Source organism: Leptolyngbya sp. FACHB-1624 (genome assembly GCF_047649235.1).
Classification (GTDB): domain Bacteria; phylum Cyanobacteriota; class Cyanobacteriia; order Leptolyngbyales; family Leptolyngbyaceae; genus Leptolyngbya; species Leptolyngbya boryana.
Genome location: NZ_CP180258.1, coordinates 1,636,950 through 1,654,436, shown reverse-complemented (window position 1 = coordinate 1,654,436; position 17,487 = coordinate 1,636,950). Strand labels below are relative to the sequence as shown.

Below are 17,487 nucleotides of genomic sequence, written 5' to 3'. Positions count from 1 at the left end.
GACGAGCAGTAACCTTCGCCTCAAGCTTGGTATTGATTCTGTTTACTGAAGGTCGAGAAATCCTAGTAATTCAAACAAACGATCGGGGTTAGTGAGATAGAGATAGCCAATCAGTGCTTCCAAACTGGTGGCAAGCTGATAAATTTCCGGCTCAAGTCGTTTCGGGCGGTTTAAAGCGGCATTGCGACCTCGTTTGACAAACTCATGTTCAGCTTCGCTTAAGTGGGGCATGAGCGATCGTAAATGCGCGGCTTGGGACTCCGCTTTTACATGCGACACAACTTGCCGATGATAATCTTCAGAACGCTTCGGTGGCAAGAGAAACTGCCTCCGAATATACAGTTCGTAAACTGCATCTCCCAAATAGGCAAATGCAGCCGGAGAAAGACGCTGGATCTCAGACGAGGAAGGAGCAGACAACCCTGGAGACAATTCCAAAAAACCTAACTCATTTGAGATCACATCTGTTCTAGCTCCACGTGAGAAATCAAGCTTACTGATCCTAGCAGACCATGAAAAAACCGACTATTCGAGCGCAGACGAATAGCGGTCTAACTTCGAGAGACTCAGCAAATAGAATTCGCTAGACTCCTGAAAATGTATCGACTTAAGAGGCAGATTGAATATTTTCAATCGCCGTTTCCACAGACGGTTGTAAAGCAAGAAATTGCTCTAGGCGAACTAGCTTCACGGTCTGTGTAACCCGTGCATTCGTGACAATCTGCAAGGTTCCAGAGGCTTGTTGCGCTTTTTTAGCGACCTGCACCAAAGCGCCCAAACCCGAACTATCCACAAAGTCGATTTTGGATAAATCTAAAACAACGTGCTTAGGACCATCCTCAATACACTTCGTCAGCACCTTCCGGAAGGTCGGTTCAGAAAAGGCATCAAGTTGCCCTACGAGGCGAAAGAGTTGATATGTATTGTCCCTAACTTCGCGTGTGCCTCGAAGACTGACTGTTAGGGTTAGTTGCTCAGGAATAGCCCCCTCCTACCATAATTGAAGAATCAAATATATAATTCGACGCTCCAGTATACCCTCTTACTGCAGACTTGACTACTGTTTGTTTTCGCGCATCGATTGCACGAAGTTCTCGAACAGATAATCGGCATCATGTGGACCTGGACTTGCCTCTGGATGGTACTGCACCGAAAACATTGGTAACGTCTTGTGGCGCAGTCCTGCAACTGTTTTGTCGTTCAAATTCAAATGTGTAATCTCGACAGTCGCGTCAGAGAGAGAATTCGCATCAATGGCGAATCCATGATTTTGACTGGTAATTTCAATTTGCTGACTCAAGCCACAGGGTTGATTTAATCCCCGATGTCCGAATTTGAGCTTGAAGGTTTCCGCTCCCAGAGACAATCCTAAAATTTGGTGTCCCATGCAAATTCCAAATAGAGGTTTTTGAGCTTCCAGTAATGCTTTGGTTGTCGCAATTCCTTCAGTGACAGCGGCGGGATCGCCAGGTCCATTGGAAAGGAAAATGCCGTCAGGATTGTATTTGAGGATTTCTTCGGGTGGGGTGTCAACGGGCACAACGATGACTCGGCAGCCGTAGCTCGCTAAGCGCCGCAGAATATTGCGCTTGACTCCGAAATCGATCGCGACGACGGTCAGGGGTTCTTCTTGGGTTTGAGCCGTGCTGCTAAATTCCCAAATCGTCTCTGTTTTTTCTGACCACTCGTAAACTTTGTCGGTGGAAACTTCTTTGACGAGATTTAATCCAGCCATACTGGGAGCGTTCTGAACTTGTTCTAACAGTTCGCCGGGATCGAGAATTTCAGTTGAGATTGCGCCATTCATCGCCCCTGCCGATCGCAGTTTGCGGGTTAGGGCACGCGTGTCAATCCCATAAATTCCCAGGAGTCGATGCTGTTTGAGATAATCGCTGAGCGTCGCTGTCGATCTCCAATTGCTCGGACGCTCACAGATATTTCTCGCAATTACACCCCGCACATGCGGGACATCTGACTCTTCGTCTTCTGGGTTGACTCCAGTATTTCCCAGTTCTGGATAAGTGAACGTGACGATTTGACCGCGATAGCTGGGATCGGTCATGACTTCCTGATAACCCGTCATTCCAGTATTAAAAACGACTTCTCCGATCGTGGTTCCGGTTGCGCCGAACGAGAATCCGCGATACGTCGTTCCATCGGCAAGCACAAGTAAAGCAGGCTGAACAGCAGAAGACATAAACAGGAGCAACTTCTAAAAAATCCTATCCATTATTTCATGTCTGTTTCAGGTTGCAAGGATTACCTAAGCTTTTACATAGATTTTGAGGGAACGCTAAGACAGACAGACTTCGGACGTCGGAACTATGCTCAGATTTGGAACTTGCGTGATTTTGCCGCTGTTAATGGCGACCTCGGCTGCAATCGGGGTGGGCTGTAGTCGGATGCAATTGACACAGACGCGATCGCTTCAAGTTGCGACACCTTCTGCTCCCCCCAAGCCAACTCCGACTCCGGAGACGATCGAAGATTTTTATCAATCGGCTCTCGACAGTGCTGCTAGTGCGCGATCAATTAGCCAATCGGCGCTGTCTCCAGAAGATTGGCAATTAGTGGCGAGTCGGTGGAAAAGTGCGATCGCCGCACTCAAACAAGTTCCTAAATCTGATCCCAATCGCAAATTCGTCAACCAGAAACTTGGGGAATTTAATCAAGCTTTGGCAAATGCTGAGGATCGGGCTGCTCGAACTGGCAAAGAAAAAGTAGCAGTGCTTGACCCAGGGATTAAAGTTGATCCAGCCTTGTCGTCTAAAGAGATCGCGACGATTGCAGCCCAACGATCGCGCACGTTACAAGTCCCAATTAAATACCGAAAGAATAATATTCCGGTCGTGGATGTGTTGTTTAACAATCGTCAGCGATTTGAAATGATGGTGGATACTGGGGCTTCGGCAACAATGATCACCCAAGAAATGGCACGACAGTTGGGTGCTCGATCAATTGGTGAAACTCAAGCGATGACGGCAGCAGGTGTGACCACCGTGCAAATTGCAATGGTGCAATCGATGTCGGTGTCAGGTAAGACGATTCGAGATGTCCCAGTCTCGATCGGTCCTATGGATATCGGGCTTTTAGGTCACGATTTCTTTGGAGATTGCGATATTACGATCAAGCGTAATGTCGTCGAGTTTGGTAAGTGTGGTTAGGTCTTTCTAAGTGTTTTGATACTCAGTGCCGCGTGTGCCGAATTCTTTCTCGATCGCGGTATATGTGCTTTAGTCGTCAACCGCATTTAGTTTTGGGAGTGGGGAGTGGGGAGTAGCAGCTATAGAGTTTAGATCTAGAGTTCAGTTCTTGACCCTATCTCCCTATCCCCGAACCGCAGCTTGAGCGCAAAGAGCCTGAAAGTATGTAAGCCTCCAGGTTTTGCAAGATTATTCAGAGCAGTCCTTGAAATTCCGATCGCTCTTGAATGGTTTTCAGCACGGCTTTAATCTCTTGCGTCCGGTCTTTTTTCACAATGAGTGTGACTTTCCCATCCCGGACGACGACAGTATCGTCTAGTCCGATTGTCACAATTAATTCATCCTCATCTGAGGTGTAAACAATTGCGCCGCTCGTATCAAGACAAACATGCTGTCCGAATTCGACATTCGGATGATCCGCTGATTTCATCAATCGCTCGATCGCGCCCCAATCTCCCAAATCGTCCCAACTAAATTGCACCGGAAGCACACAGGCACGATCGGTCTTTTCCATCACTGCGTAGTCAATGCTGAGCTTGGGGAGAGTCGAATATGCGTCAATTCCTTTCTCTTCTAGGAGTTGAATGATTTCAGGAGCGTGTTGGTGCAATTCAGCGAGCATCACGCTGGCTAGAAACACGAACATCCCGCCATTCCAGCTAAAACGTCCACTGCTGACAAATGTTTCTGCAGTATCTTTATCCGGCTTTTCTGTAAAGCGATCGACCTTAAATGCCGGATAGGCTTGACCAAATAACCCAATCTTTTCACCCTGCTCGATATAGCCGTAGCCTGTCGCGGCATGAGTTGGCGCAATGCCCAATGTGACGATCGCTGAATGCTCAACTGCCGCCTCTACTGCCGCCATCAACGTGGCTTCAAAAATATCCTGCTCGGCAATCCAGTGATCCGCAGGGAAAAATCCGGTCACGACATCTTTGCCGTAGCGTTTTGCCACTTCGACCGTACTCCAAGCCACAGCCGGAGCGGTATCACGCCCTTCTGGCTCCACCAAAATATTTGCTTCTGGTAGCTCCGGTAACTGTTCGCGCACACCATCTGCCAAATGCGAAGCGGTCACGACCCAGAGATTGTCCCAACCGCCTGCTGTTTTTAATAAGCGATCGGCCGTTGTTTGTAACAAACTCCGTCCACTGCCATCGAGACAAAGAAACTGTTTTGGACGCTGTTTGCGGCTGAGGGGCCAAAACCGCTCACCTTTTCCACCCGCTAAAATAATCGGAACCAGAGATTGAGTCATAAGCGCACTCAGTAATTCGGGGCTAAACGATTTGGATTGTAATCAATGTCAGCACATTCTGAAGGTGCTGACTGCGATCTTTGCTGACTCTTCTAATTTTCCCAAGCTTGGTCTTATTTTCTGGTGAGTTCTACGGTTCTCTCCGGACTACAACTCCAGTATTGTGATTCCGATCGTAGGGAGACTAGCCGAAAGTCGAAGTTCGAGTGTAAAATTCCCAGGAAATGCTTAAGTTCGGACAAATCGCGTTTTTGTAGCCCAGACTACAAGCGGTTTTCACTCAGATTAACGAGAAAATCTATTTCCAAAAGCTGAAGGAAATTGAAAATTTTCTGGTTAAGATAACGAACAATATAGTTCTGGCGATCGTTTTGACCGAGATGTTTTTGAGGTGTGAGCGGAGTGAAAGAGTCTAGAAGCCAACCGACGCTAGATCCCACTAGTGTGCCTGGGCAGTCTATCCCGGCAAAATCTCGGCTGCCTGTTCCAGTGGAACCGCCTCGCCCAAAGCCTTCTCTGACTAAGACGTTGACTTGGATTGCTGCCTTTTTAGGGGCAACGACGATTTCTGCAATGCTTGGAACCACGCTTGCCCTGCTTGCTCCGATTCCAGGTGCGGCTCCAGAGCAAGGTCGGAAGCTGCTTGGCGACTTGTGGAGCAGCGGATTTCAGTACAAGATTTCTCGTCCGGTGAACGTTCTGGTGATGGGAATTGATCGGGTTGTGGACGCTAAGCCTGGTTCGGACGAAGTCTTTTCAGGTCGCAGCGATACGATGCTGTTGCTCCGACTTGATCCAACAGATAATTCGGTGAATGTGCTGTCGATTCCTCGCGACACTCAAGTCGAAGTTCCAGGAATTGGTGTGACAAAGATCAACCAAGCCAATGCCAGTGGTGGCCCTCTTCTTGCTCGCGAGACGATTAGTAAAACGCTCAATGGCGTAGAAGTCGATCGCTATGTTCGCGTCAGCACCGATGCGTTTCGTGAATTAGTTGATTTAGTTGGCGGTATCGATGTGTATGTTCCGCAGCGGATGGAATATACAGATAACACTCAAAAACTCAAGATCGATCTTCAGCCAGGTTGGCAAACTTTGGATGGTGCGAAAGCAGAACAGTTCGCTCGATTCCGCCACGATTCGTTCGGTGACATCGGGCGGGTACAGCGTCAGCAAGCTCTGATCAAGGCACTGCGGGCTAAATTGACGAATCCGTTGATTCTGCCGCGTATTCCAAACCTGGTTAGCATGATGCAGAAGTACATTGATACGAATCTCAGCATGGAAGAAATGCTGGCGTTGGTCAACTTTGGGCAAAAGCTGGATAAAGATGACTTTAAAATGGTGCTGTTGCCTGGACGGTTTAGCGCTCCGAATGAGTTTCGTGCCAGCTATTGGATTATGGATGAGCAGGGACGCGATCGCGTCATGCAAGAGTATTTCAAAGCTTCTACTGCAACTGCTGACGAACTCCCGCTGGCAAATCTGAAAATTGCCATTCAGAATGCTTCTAATGATCCCCAAGCTGGTGCGCAATTTGCGCAGTACTTGAGCACGCTGGGGTATACCAACGTTTACCAAGCTGAGAACTGGCAAGATCTCCAGCAAAAAACTCAAATTATTGTGCAAAAAGGCGACTTGCAAGGTGCGAAAGTGCTGCAGGGGGAATTGGGATTTGGCAAGGTTGAAGCCACTTCGACCGGAGAGCTGGATTCAGATTTGACGATTCGGATTGGCAGCGACTGGAGCGCTATGCGGTCTAAACTGCCTCAGTAGTCGTTAAGCTTGAGATAGCCCAATACTTCGGTTTGTCCTCATGTTTTTAGCGATTCCGCGATCGATCAGGCGTTTCATTTATGCGCTGCTAATTTTGGCATTAGCCTGGTTTTGGATTCTTATGGGCGCAAGCCCTGCTTATGCTGAAACCAAATTTCTCAATTACTCGAATGCCAATTTGACAGGTCAAGATCTCTCGAATCAAGATTTTGAAGGCGGAGTGTTTGTTTCGGCAGAGATGCGAGAGACAAATTTCAAAGGCGCAAATCTGAAAAATTCGATGCTCACCAAAGGAAATTTGTTGGGTGCCGATTTGAGTGGAGCAAATTTGCAGGGATCGTTGATCGATCGAGTGACGCTCTACAAAGCAAATCTCAGCAATGCGATTTTAGTTGGAGCGACCTTGACAAACACGATTTTAGATGAGGCAGAAATTACCGGGGTCGATTTTACGGATGCTATCCTCGATCGCTATACAACGGCACAACTGTGTAAACGGGCGGCTGGAACGAATCCGATGACGGGTGTGGATACTCGTGAAAGTTTAGGCTGTCGTTAGGTGTAATTTTTTGGGTCGATCGGTGAACTCTAGACAGTGAATCTTCGGATAGAGATTGGAGTTCATTTCGTCAATGCAGAAAACCATGTTTGACTTGAAACATTTCGTACGATTTTGCTTCTTGCTGGTGATCGGATTGCTGATTTGTCTGATTCCAATTACGATCGCGACTCCGCTGCGTGCTCATGCTGCGTTTGAGGCAGGGATGACGATGACGAAGCTTGACGCGATGCAGCGATACAAGATGGGACATTATGCCGCTGCGATCGAGATGTGGACTCGTGTATTAGAGAACACGACAGATCCTACGGAGCGATCAGAACTGAAGACGAATATTCAGAAGGCACAACAGGATTTAGCGCAGCAGCAATTGGAACGCAAAAAACAACTAGAGCAGCAAAAACCAGCGAGTTAATTCAGCATTACTCAATTTAGAACTCCGAGCCTTCAAACTCGGAGTTTTTTGTACAGTAACGTGAATTCGGGATAAGAGATTTCGTCCATGTGCCGATGCGAATGGAATTTGCTAGCCGCCCAAACGTTAACCCGAACTGACGTTACAGTAGGTTTTCAACCCGCAGCATCAAGATTTTTCTGACAGTTGTAAATCGACTTGATCCTTCGCAAAATACGATCGTAGAACCTGCCGGACTGATCGCCCTCCCCTTTCCTGCACCCAAATTAACGGCGCGAGCGCCACAAATCGGACGATCGTGGAAATCACGAATAATCCGGGCAACCCGCCATAATTGGCAAGCTCTGCGAGAAATCCGCCTGCTGTCGTTCCCAACGCACCGCTGACACCCGCGATCGCAGCCGCCAGTGCAAAATATGTCGATTGATTTTGCAGGGGTGCGATTTCAAGCTGAATATTGTTATTGCAAAGGTCGATCGCAGCCCAAGTTCCGCCCGCTAAGATGTGCAGCAACGGCAACCATAGCCAGAGGGATAACAGATCCGTTCCTGTCCCCAGCCAGAAAATCGGAGTCGCTGCAACGAGCACGCCAACGCTGAGGAGCAAAAATCGATTGCCTACGCGATCGGCAATTCTTCCCCAAAAAACGAGCATCAGCAAATTTGCCGCAGAAGTCAGACTGCTATAAATCGTCACCCAACTCACATCCAAGCCCAAATTATCGAGCAAATAGAGATTAAAAAAGGGCGCACTCAAATTGACTGCAAACATCCAAACGCTGAAGTAAATCAGAAATCGGACAAAATTGGCATCTTTGAGAACGGTGATTAAAGGAATTGCATCGGTCGCGATCTCATCGGAAGCCGTCACGGCTTTCTGCTGCTCTTGCGGATTCACATCGTTCATAAACCACTGAAATCCAAGACTGAGAATTCCCGCCACAATGCCGAACACTAAGATGACTCCGTACCCCAAAATCGATCCGGTTGCAAATTTCGAGACTAAAAATCCACCCAGTGGCACGCTAATTAAACAAGTGAGATTTGCCGCACTGTTACGAATGCTGAAATATCGACCGCGTAAGCGTCTGGGAACCAGCGACGCCAGCCAAGACAGCCAGGAAGCCCCGCCCAAAGCGCCTAAAAAATGCGTGCAAAAGACGATCGCTAACGTGAAAAGAACGAGCGTATGATCCGCAATTTTTCCAGCAGTAAATAAGCCAATACAAATTGGCAATAAAAGCCAGATTAATCGAGAAGGCGTATAAATGGCCAGACAGTAATTATGGCGGCTAGTCGTACGATCGCCGAGCCAAGCTCCGAGCGGTTGCAGCAAATTCGCCATCATGGGAATCGAAGCAGATAACCCAATTTCAACCGGACTGGCATGAAGTTCAACTAAGAAATTACTGAGGAGGACTCCTCCAGCAATATTGGAGAAGACTGCGGCAAAGATCCCATCTAAAGTAGAGGCGCGCAGGCTCGATCGAATTTCACTCTTAGAAAATCTCGATTCGGGCATTGCAGCCAACGGAAAAACGGCTTCACTGCCTGTAATTGGCTCTGGGGACTCTGTAATATGTGCGGGAGTGGGGGTAATCGGTAATGGCTCCACAGAATAACCTCGACGATCCGTGCCTGCGCTTCCAAAAAGTTTAAATTTAAATGTCACTTGGGATCGATCTCTCTTAGAAATCTCATGCCACAATTCCAATCAAATTAGAACCCAGTATTCGTTACATTGCTTCTTAAATTACTCTGCCTCAAGGTCGTATTTTATGGATTCTGTTGATTTAGCTTTTAGCTCAGCCCTTGATCAAGCAAAACTCGTTCGGAATAAAGAAATTTCTCCGCTTGAACTCACCCAGCTTTACCTGGATCGAATCGAGAAATTTAATCCGCGATTAGGCAGTTTTTATACTGTGATGCGAGAGCAAGCGATCGCAGAAGCCCAGACGAAAACGAATCAGCTATCAGACGTGGAAATACCGCCGTTTCATGGAGTGCCGATCGCGATTAAAGATCTCAATGCAGTGGATGGCGTGCCCTGTTCTTATGGCTTGAAAGTTGCAAAGCAGCGACTTGCGACGCAGGACGACCTCGTGGTCAAAAAACTGAAACAAGCTGGATTTATTATTTTGGGGAAAACCGCAACGGCTCAGCTTGGTTCTTTTCCTTATACCGAACCGCCTGGATTTCCACCTGCCCGCAATCCTTGGAATTTAGACTATACACCTGGGGGATCGAGTGGGGGATCATCTTCGGCAGTTGCAGCAGGACTATGTGGAATTGCTCAAGGCAGTGATGGCGGGGGATCAGTTCGAGGTCCAGCGGCGTGTTGTGGGTTAGTCGGACTCAAACCCTCACGCGGTCGAATTTCGATGGCTCCCATCGGTGAAGCTTTCTCAGGATTTGCCGTGAATGGAGTCTTATCGCGAACTGTGGCGGATGCCGCCGCCTTTTTAGATATGACAGAAGGCTATGTCACGGGTGATCCCTATTGGCTTCCTTCCCCTGAGACTTCTTTTCTCGAGTCAACTCGACAGGAGTTAGAACCGTTAAAAATTGGATTAGTGACCGCGATCGAGCCTGCTGGAAAAGCCGATCCCGACTGCTTAGCAGCGGTGATGAAAACGGCGCGGCTGCTTGAAGAAATGGGACATTCGATCGAAGAAATTACTCCAGATTTAAGCGACATGATCGAACCGTTTATGATTGCTTGGCGCAATCAAACCGATGTAGGAGTACCGCCCTTTTTGCTTGAAAAAGTGAATCAATGGTTATGGTGGCGGGCAAAATTTACGCCTGCGAGCCGATTGGTACGATCGCAGCAGCAACTGCAAATTTTCGCTCGTAAAATCGTCAAGATGTTTGATCAATTTGATGTCTTGTTAACCCCAACCTACATGCATCCAACGATTCGAGTTGGGGAATGGAAAAATCTCAGCCCGATGAGAACGATCGACGAAATTATCAAATGGATTGCCCCTTGTCCGGCATTCAATGTCTCCGGGCAGCCTGGAATCAGTTTACCAGCGGGATTTGATCAAAATGGGTTACCGATCGGCATCCAGCTTGTCGGTCGTCCAGCAGACGAAGCAACGATTCTGGCATTGGCGGCGCAATTGGAAACGATACAACCTTGGGCACATCTTCGCCCCGAAGCATTCTCATCATCTTCATAAAAATCAATCGTCAATCTTCCAACTCCCTTACCCCTGAATCCCTTAGAATAAGTATCTGATTTAACGCAAATTTCGATCGGACTTTCGCTTTGCTTGCACTTCGTCCGTCCATAGAAAGCGGATCGAGTTGGCAACGTGGCGACTGATCGAGCTTGCATTCACCCTGAATCAGCATCATGCCCGTGATTCTCAGACTCAACGCTCAGCACATCATGAGCATTCGTGCTCATGCCGAACGCACCTATCCCGAAGAGTGCTGCGGGTTGCTGTTAGGCAAGAGTGACCCCACTGGGAAAACCGTCATGGAAGTGAAAGCCACGAAGAATGGATGGAATGACGACCAGAATGATCTGACGAAAATGCGTCGATACGAAATTGCTCCCGCAGAAATGCTGGCGGTCATGCAAGAAGCTCGATCGCACAATCTTGAGATTATCGGGATCTATCATTCTCATCCGAATCATCCGGCAATCCCTTCAGAATGCGATCGTGCCGCTGCCTGGTCACAGTACAGTTATGCGATCGTTTCAGTTTTGAATGGAACTTCGGCTGATCTTCAAAGCTGGAGCCTCGACGATCGGCAAGTTTTCCAACCTGAAAGCCTGCTGATAACTCCCTAGAAAACGATTGTCAACTTGTTCAGCAACGCATCATGTTAAATCCAAATCTGGACGAGATCCAGTTAACTCAAGATGATATTGCCCGATACTCCAGGCATTTAATTTTGCCGGAAGTTGGGGTCGATGGACAGAAACGCCTAAAAGCAGCCAGCGTTCTTTGTATTGGAACGGGTGGCTTGGGGTCGCCTTTATTGCTGTATCTTGCTGCTGCCGGGATTGGACGGATCGGGATTGTCGATTTTGATGTCGTCGATCACTCGAATTTGCAACGGCAAGTCATTCACGGCACATCGTGGGTCGGCAAACCGAAGATCGAATCAGCTAAGAATCGGATTCACGAAATTAATCCATTCTGCCAAGTTGATTTGTATGAAACGCGCCTCAGTTCGGAAAATGCGCTCGATATCGTCGCGCCTTACGACATCGTGGTGGATGGAACGGATAATTTCCCGACTCGGTATTTGGTCAATGATGCCTGCGTGCTGTTGAACAAACCGAATGTATATGGTTCGATTTTCCGCTTTGAAGGACAGGCAACGGTCTTTAACTACGAGGGCGGACCGAACTATCGAGATTTGTATCCAGAACCCCCGCCACCTGGATTGGTTCCGTCTTGCGCCGAAGGTGGAGTCTTGGGAATTTTGCCGGGTATTATCGGTGTGATTCAAGCGACTGAGACGGTCAAGATCATTTTGGGTACAGGCGAAACATTAAGCGGGCGACTAATGCTTTACAATGCGCTCGATATGAAGTTCCGCGAGTTGAAACTGCGCCCAAATCCAGTGCGTCCTGTGATTGAGAAATTAATCGATTACGAGATGTTCTGTGGCATTCCTCAAGCTAAAGCTGCCGAAGAACAGGAAAAAGCCAATATGCAAGAAGTGACTGTTCAGGAATTGAAGCAACTGATCGACAGTGGTGCGATCGGAAGCGAATATGTTCTCCTCGATGTCCGCAATCCAAACGAGTACGATATCGCTAAGATCCCTGGCTCTGTCTTGATTCCGCTCCCTGACATTGAAAATGGTGACGGCGTTGCGAAAGTCAAAGAATTGCTGAATGGGCACAAGCTCATTGCTCATTGCAAAATGGGAGGCCGATCGGCGAAAGCGCTTGGCATTCTCAAGTCTTCAGGAATTGATGGCATCAATGTGAAAGGTGGGATTACTGCCTGGAGCAAAGAAATCGATTCCTCTGTGCCGGAATACTAAATTAACCTGATTGGATCTTGAAGGACTCGGAGTTTTGAACGCTCCGAGTCCTTTCTAATTTCAAGATGCTCAAGCTAAGCAGATGGGCATTATTTTGCTTTGCTGAATAATCCGCCGATTTTTTCGCCCACCGAGGCGATCGCACCTTGCAGCACTCCGGGAACTCCAGGTGTCGGGCGGACGGCTAATTGAATTTCTTCGTCTTTAAATTCTTTCAAGCGATAGCCATATTCCAGCGATTCGCGCTCTTTGCGTAAGCCAGGGAAGAGACGGAATGCGCCTTTTAAGAGTTCTTCTTCGTTGGCGTAAATGGCTGCACTGATTTGAGAGGAGCGTTTTACTGCGATCGCGCCAATGGGAAACCATTGCAGTTTCTTTTTGCCCTGGACTCGGAGGTAGATCTCATATTCGGGTAGCCCTTTCGATTTGAAGTCGTCAAACTGCTTCGAGGCTTGGGCACGTTTTGCCGTCCCAGTCGTTTGCTTCTTCTCTTTATGAACCTTTTTTCCGAATCCAGGAGAGCTTGTCATAATCTCAAGTTAGAAGTGTCCTTATTAACAAAAGTTTACGACATTTTAAGGAAGTTTGGGATCAGACTGCACCGAGCAAACTTGCCATGAGCGCTTTTTGAGCGTGCATACGATTTTCGGCTTGATCCCAAACTTTCGATTGAGAGCCTTCGATCACATCCTCGGTGATTTCTTCGCCCCGATGTGCCGGAAGACAGTGCAGCACGATCGCGTCTTTATCCGCATAACTCATCAACTCGGAATTCACTTGGTAAGGCTGAAAAATCGGAATTCGGCTTTCGGCGAGATCCTCTTGTCCCATACTTGCCCAGACATCGGTATAGAGCACATGGGAATCTTTTGCGGCCGCGATCGGATCATCGGTTAACAGCACTTCGGATTTACCGTTGGCAATTTTTTCCGTCAGTTGCACAATTTCGGGCAGAGGTCGGTAGTCTGTAGGAGTTGCAATGCGGACATTCATACCCACTAAGGCACAGCCCAACATGAGCGAATGCGCGACATTATTGCCATCTCCGACATACGTCAGCGTCAAACCGGAAAGGGTCGAAAAGGTTTCTTGAATCGTTTGTAAGTCGGCTAAAACCTGGCAAGGATGCTCTAAATCCGTCAGGGCATTGATGACTGGAATCTGCATTTCTTGAGCAAATGTGTCGAGATCCGACTGTTCAAAGGTGCGAATTGCCAAGATGTCGAGATAGCGATCGAGGACTCTTGCCGTATCTTCGATCGGTTCTCCACGGCTCACCTGAGTGGCATTCAAGGGCAAATCAAGAACTTGCCCACCCAGGTGATACATGGCAGTTGAGAAGCTCACACGGGTTCGAGTCGAGGCTTTATAGAACAGCAATCCCAACACGGGCGGATGACCGTTGACCGTGATCCGTGGGTTTAATTTTCCAGATTTAAGCTGTGCTGCAATCTCTAGCAACTCCATCACTTCGTCTGGGCTGAGATCTGACAATTTCAATAAATCCCGTCCTTTAAGTGAACCCATATGATGCTCCTCACAAATCAAGAAATAAAAATCGCTCCTCACTTAGACAGTAAAGGAGCGTTGTTCTTTTAAGAGTAGCAAATCTACCAGGATTAGCCCCAAGTCATCGAATCTAAGACTCGTTGGATGGTGTTGCCAAATTTTTCTTGTTGCACTGCCGCTAATCCCCCAAAGAAAATCGAGGATACGGTGAGAACGAGATAGTGAGCCAAGTGATATCCGCTTTGGTTAAAGTAAACTGCGATCGACAACGGAACCCAGGCGATGAACAGTCCAACTGCCAACCCAATCAGAAACATCAAAAATCGATTCTGAGCCATGTTTAAATTCCTCCGAATGCTAGTGAGAAACTACTAGCCCACGTCTTGCAGTTCCGCAGGCTTAACTAACAATTGCTGCATTTGCTTGCCCCGCTGAACCTGAACTTTCAAGGTTTGACCGGGTTTCACATTTTCCACCAGGGCTTGAAGCTGTTCTGCTTTAGAAATTGCTTGTCCATCAATTTCAGTGACGACATCACCTCGGCGGAAGCCAGCCGCAGCAGCCGGAGAATTTGGCACAACGCGCACGACAATCACGCCATTGACTTCAGGGACTTCAAACGGCGAATTTGGATCGGTATTGTTTTGACGCGCAATTTCAGGAGTTAAGGTCGTCATTTGCACGCCAATGTAAGGATGTGGAATCTTTTCACCCTTAGCAAGTGCATCTTTGACGGATTTCGCTTTATTGATCGGAATCGCAAACCCAATTCCCATCGCATCCGGGCGGATGGCAGTGTTAATTCCGATCACTTCGCCACGATCGTTGAGCAAGGGGCCACCCGAATTTCCGGGATTGATTGCGGCATCGGTTTGTAAGAAATCTAAGCGTTTATCGGATAAACCAATCTGAGCGCTCGATCGATGTAACGTACTGACAATTCCCAAGGTCACAGTGTTATCTAAGCCGAGGGGATTGCCGACTGCGATCGCCCAATCTCCAACTTGCACTTGGTCAGAATCGGCTAAAGGTGCAGTGGGCAGATCTTTGCCCTCAACTTTGACCACAGCTAAATCCGTCACTTCATCAAAGCCTCGGACTTTTCCTTCAAACACTCGTCCGTCTTTCAAGGTCACAGTCACTTTGTCCGCACCGTTGACCACATGCGAATTAGTCAGAATAATGCCGCTTTTCTCAATCACAAATCCCGACCCTTGACCGCGTAATGTCTCCGATCGTGGAGCAAAATCTTCCCCAAAGAATCGGCGAAACATGGGATCATCGAGCATCGGATCAGCCCGTCTTGTAACGGTTTTCTCGGTGTCGATTCTGACGACCGCTTTTCCCACTTTTTGCACGGCTTCCGCAACAAAGCTACCGCGTGTAATGGCGCGCGGAGCGGGTTGTGCTGCTTCAGTTGTCTCGGCTTTCACCGATTGGGGAAGCGATAGGGTAAAGCCGAACATCAGCGCGAGTGTGACGATCGCAATTTGAATTCGCCGAAGCTGATTTGAGAGTTGAGCGCGTTGCATAATTCTTAAACCTAATGAAAATGCCGCTGTCTAGCCATTATTCCTATCCTACGACTGAAAACAAAATCGAGTCTGGTAGAGATTTCACCCCATTCTCCACACCTCGCACTAAGATCAGACAGGATCTCTAATGAGTTTGAAGACGATGACGACCTCAGATTTGCCTCACGGTACGGAGTCGCACTCTCATCATCACGATCATGAGCCGCATGATCATGTCCATAGCGAAGAATCGATTCGGAAGGTGGTCAATCGTCTTTCTCGAATTGAAGGACATGTGCGGGGTATTAAAGCGATGGTAGAAAGCGATCGACCTTGCCCAGATGTTTTAGTCCAAGTTGCCGCAGTCCGCGGGGCACTCGATCGAGTAGCTCGTTTGATTTTAGACGAGCACTTATCTCAATGTGTGGCGCGTGCGGCTCAAGAAGGCAATATTGAAGCGGAAATTGAAGAACTGAAAACAGCCCTCGATCGCTTTCTAACTTGACGGTGTCTATATCGGAACAACTAGAAATTTCAATCACTCAGCGATCTCTCTTGGGTAGTCCGCTGTACAAGGGTTTTTAGATGTCGCAATTTCTCAGCGACCTTGATAATCTCTATCTCTTTAGAAGATTTCTTGATTACCCTTTCTGATACATATTAATCTCTCCAATATCGACAGTATTTGAAAGTGTGAGAATCCATTCAATTGTAGAAATGACATCTGCCAGTGAAATTGGAACTTGTGGTGTAAATCTACCCTCTTCAATATCTGCTATGACTTCTTCAGTTGCGATATTGCCTGGGTTAATGACCGTAATCCCAATCTTGTAATCACAAAGAGCAAGTTTCAATGCCTGGGCTGCTCCCCTTAACCCAAATTTAGATGCTGTATTTGCGACCTCGATCGTTGGAGAGTGATCCAATCCTGAGAGTGCACCAATAAATATGGCTCTTGGATTGTCAGACTGGGCAAGGTTTTTAGCAAGCTGCTTGGTCAGTTCAATCGGCGCAATCGTATTGACAGCTATCACAAAGCGAGTTTCTTGATCAGAGCTTGTCATAAAGTCATATTGATCGGTAAATGCGCCGTTTTCCCAAACTCCTCCCATAAACAAGAGGGCATCGATTGTTGAGTCACCAATGCGACTGACAATGGATTGGATTCCTTCTGGAGTGGAAATATCTGCTTGAATCCACTTTCCTGCTATCGGCTGACTTCTGGAAATCGAGAACACAGAATCACCTTTTTGGGCAAAGTGCTGCGCCACAGCCGCTCCAATCCCCCGACTCGCTCCGACTACAACAATTTCTCTTTTCTCAGATTCCATATCCAACTCTTGAAACATGCGCTTCCTGAAATCTAACAAATGATTGCGGGGTATCGTGGAACCTTGGAATCTTTCACTCCGTTTCGCAAAAGAACGGAGCGAAAGATCAAACATAGAGGCTTAAGCAACTGAAGCAAAGAGCGCTTCAAACGATTGCTCAGGGGCTTCTGGTTTTGCCACGATTTCTACAATTTTGTTGCGAGCACTGGGCTGAAAGGCAGACTCGATGCAAACTTGTGCAACTTTGGTGCGGGGAATGCTGCCTTCGCTGAGGGTATCTGCCGAGGACATGATAATGCGATCTTGATTGTCTTCGTTCTTTAAGCCCCCCGGACGCACGATCGTGTAAGTGAGTCCGCTCTTTTGTAGATATTCTTCTGCCTGTTTCTTCCAGACCAGAATTAACCAGAACAAGTTTAATGGGTGAAAAAACTGTGAGGTACACAGTGAGGAAACGAATACAAAATGCTCAATTCCTTTCGCTTTCGCAGCATCGACGAGATTCTTTGTGCCTTCTAAATCGACTTTATAGGGTTGGGTGGGATCGAAGCTCGGTTTCGCTCCCGTTGCGCAGAACAACACGGTGGAGTCTGCGATCGCGCCGACTAAGTCTGCTTTATTCAAGACATCCCCTTTCACCAATTCAACCCCAGTGGGTAAAATCGATCGTGCTTTTTCGGGATCGCGCACGAGCGCGCGCACAGGAATTCCGCGATCGACGAGTTGTTGAACAATCCTACGTCCCGTTTCACCCGTCGCCCCTGCTACAAATGCTTTCATAGAATTTACCAAATCACTGTCTATCAATATTTTGCTGACCCTTTCTAATCTACATCGTGCAGAAGTGTGATCAATGCCAGCTCGATCCGCGATTTTTTTGGCTTACCCTTCCCAAACCCTCGTA

General features: G+C 47.8%; 19 protein-coding genes. 8 read left to right on the top strand and 11 right to left on the bottom strand.

All coding sequences use genetic code 11. The features are described from left to right. Window positions 1-42 precede the first annotated feature (42 nt). The 3 genes from ACMUEV_RS07615 to carA form a co-directional block, all read right to left on the bottom strand. Complete coding sequence (locus ACMUEV_RS07615) at window positions 43-438, bottom strand: Mini-ribonuclease 3 (RefSeq protein ID WP_199329657.1); 396 nt, start codon at window positions 436-438, stop codon at window positions 43-45. Window positions 439-607: 169 nt separating this feature from the next. Beyond that, window positions 608-982 carry an STAS domain-containing protein gene (locus ACMUEV_RS07610; protein ID WP_026148823.1) on the bottom strand — a complete coding sequence of 125 codons (375 nt, stop codon included), beginning with the start codon at window positions 980-982 and terminating at the stop codon, window positions 608-610. A 75-nt stretch (window positions 983-1,057) separates the two neighbouring features. Then, window positions 1,058-2,197: a glutamine-hydrolyzing carbamoyl-phosphate synthase small subunit gene (gene carA / locus ACMUEV_RS07605; RefSeq protein ID WP_017289723.1), complete on the bottom strand. Its 1,140-nt coding sequence runs from the start codon at window positions 2,195-2,197 to the stop codon at window positions 1,058-1,060. Between the two features lie 127 nt (window positions 2,198-2,324). On the opposite strand from carA, the gene ACMUEV_RS07600 reads away from it, so the two are divergent. Beyond that, window positions 2,325-3,164, top strand: coding sequence for a TIGR02281 family clan AA aspartic protease (locus ACMUEV_RS07600; protein WP_190652732.1), 840 nt, complete (start codon window positions 2,325-2,327; stop codon window positions 3,162-3,164). 232 nt (window positions 3,165-3,396) lie between these two features. Here the strand turns inward: ACMUEV_RS07600 and ACMUEV_RS07595 are convergent, their stop codons facing one another. After that, the gene (locus ACMUEV_RS07595; protein ID WP_017289725.1) at window positions 3,397-4,464 is read right to left on the bottom strand and encodes a mannose-1-phosphate guanylyltransferase; all 1,068 of its coding nucleotides are present in this window, start codon (window positions 4,462-4,464) and stop codon (window positions 3,397-3,399) included. A gap of 402 nt (window positions 4,465-4,866) precedes the next feature. Here ACMUEV_RS07595 and ACMUEV_RS07590 point away from each other — a divergent pair, with 402 nt between their 5' ends. From ACMUEV_RS07590 to ACMUEV_RS07580, 3 genes are all read left to right on the top strand, one after another. Continuing rightward, complete coding sequence (locus ACMUEV_RS07590) at window positions 4,867-6,240, top strand: LCP family protein (RefSeq protein ID WP_225885684.1); 1,374 nt, start codon at window positions 4,867-4,869, stop codon at window positions 6,238-6,240. A 40-nt stretch (window positions 6,241-6,280) separates the two neighbouring features. Next, window positions 6,281-6,799, top strand: a complete 519-nt coding sequence (locus ACMUEV_RS07585) for a pentapeptide repeat-containing protein (protein ID WP_017289727.1) — start codon at window positions 6,281-6,283, stop codon at window positions 6,797-6,799. 85 nt (window positions 6,800-6,884) lie between these two features. Further along, window positions 6,885-7,214, top strand: a complete 330-nt coding sequence (locus ACMUEV_RS07580) for a hypothetical protein (RefSeq protein WP_144056248.1) — start codon at window positions 6,885-6,887, stop codon at window positions 7,212-7,214. 168 nt (window positions 7,215-7,382) lie between these two features. Here ACMUEV_RS07580 and ACMUEV_RS07575 read toward each other — a convergent pair whose 3' ends face one another. Beyond that, window positions 7,383-8,885 carry an MFS transporter gene (locus ACMUEV_RS07575; RefSeq protein WP_190652733.1) on the bottom strand — a complete coding sequence of 501 codons (1,503 nt, stop codon included), beginning with the start codon at window positions 8,883-8,885 and terminating at the stop codon, window positions 7,383-7,385. A gap of 106 nt (window positions 8,886-8,991) precedes the next feature. Here ACMUEV_RS07575 and ACMUEV_RS07570 point away from each other — a divergent pair, with 106 nt between their 5' ends. From ACMUEV_RS07570 to moeB, 3 genes are all read left to right on the top strand, one after another. Continuing rightward, the gene (locus ACMUEV_RS07570) at window positions 8,992-10,398 is read left to right on the top strand and encodes an amidase (protein ID WP_190652734.1); all 1,407 of its coding nucleotides are present in this window, start codon (window positions 8,992-8,994) and stop codon (window positions 10,396-10,398) included. Between the two features lie 176 nt (window positions 10,399-10,574). Beyond that, window positions 10,575-11,018, top strand: coding sequence for a M67 family metallopeptidase (locus ACMUEV_RS07565; RefSeq protein ID WP_017289732.1), 444 nt, complete (start codon window positions 10,575-10,577; stop codon window positions 11,016-11,018). 32 nt (window positions 11,019-11,050) lie between these two features. Further along, the gene (gene moeB / locus ACMUEV_RS07560; protein WP_017289733.1) at window positions 11,051-12,229 is read left to right on the top strand and encodes a molybdopterin-synthase adenylyltransferase MoeB; all 1,179 of its coding nucleotides are present in this window, start codon (window positions 11,051-11,053) and stop codon (window positions 12,227-12,229) included. An 89-nt stretch (window positions 12,230-12,318) separates the two neighbouring features. On the opposite strand, the gene ACMUEV_RS07555 is transcribed toward moeB, so the two are convergent. The 4 genes from ACMUEV_RS07555 to ACMUEV_RS07540 form a co-directional block, all read right to left on the bottom strand. Next, window positions 12,319-12,759, bottom strand: a complete 441-nt coding sequence (locus ACMUEV_RS07555; protein WP_017289734.1) for an HHL1-like protein — start codon at window positions 12,757-12,759, stop codon at window positions 12,319-12,321. A gap of 61 nt (window positions 12,760-12,820) precedes the next feature. Beyond that, entirely contained in the window at window positions 12,821-13,756 is a 936-nt protein-coding gene (gene argF / locus ACMUEV_RS07550; protein WP_190652735.1) for an ornithine carbamoyltransferase, read from the bottom strand. A gap of 92 nt (window positions 13,757-13,848) precedes the next feature. Beyond that, a complete protein-coding gene (locus tag ACMUEV_RS07545) occupies window positions 13,849-14,076 on the bottom strand; it encodes a hypothetical protein (RefSeq protein ID WP_017289736.1) in 228 nt (75 codons plus the stop codon). Window positions 14,077-14,109: 33 nt separating this feature from the next. Continuing rightward, window positions 14,110-15,270: an HhoA/HhoB/HtrA family serine endopeptidase gene (locus ACMUEV_RS07540; RefSeq protein ID WP_190652736.1), complete on the bottom strand. Its 1,161-nt coding sequence runs from the start codon at window positions 15,268-15,270 to the stop codon at window positions 14,110-14,112. A gap of 145 nt (window positions 15,271-15,415) precedes the next feature. On the opposite strand from ACMUEV_RS07540, the gene ACMUEV_RS07535 reads away from it, so the two are divergent. Next, window positions 15,416-15,757, top strand: coding sequence for a metal-sensing transcriptional repressor (locus ACMUEV_RS07535; protein WP_225885683.1), 342 nt, complete (start codon window positions 15,416-15,418; stop codon window positions 15,755-15,757). A gap of 136 nt (window positions 15,758-15,893) precedes the next feature. Here the strand turns inward: ACMUEV_RS07535 and ACMUEV_RS07530 are convergent, their stop codons facing one another. Beyond that, the gene (locus ACMUEV_RS07530; protein ID WP_190652737.1) at window positions 15,894-16,583 is read right to left on the bottom strand and encodes an SDR family NAD(P)-dependent oxidoreductase; all 690 of its coding nucleotides are present in this window, start codon (window positions 16,581-16,583) and stop codon (window positions 15,894-15,896) included. Between the two features lie 120 nt (window positions 16,584-16,703). Then, complete coding sequence (locus ACMUEV_RS07525) at window positions 16,704-17,363, bottom strand: NAD(P)H-binding protein (protein WP_017289740.1); 660 nt, start codon at window positions 17,361-17,363, stop codon at window positions 16,704-16,706. Window positions 17,364-17,487 lie beyond the last annotated feature (124 nt).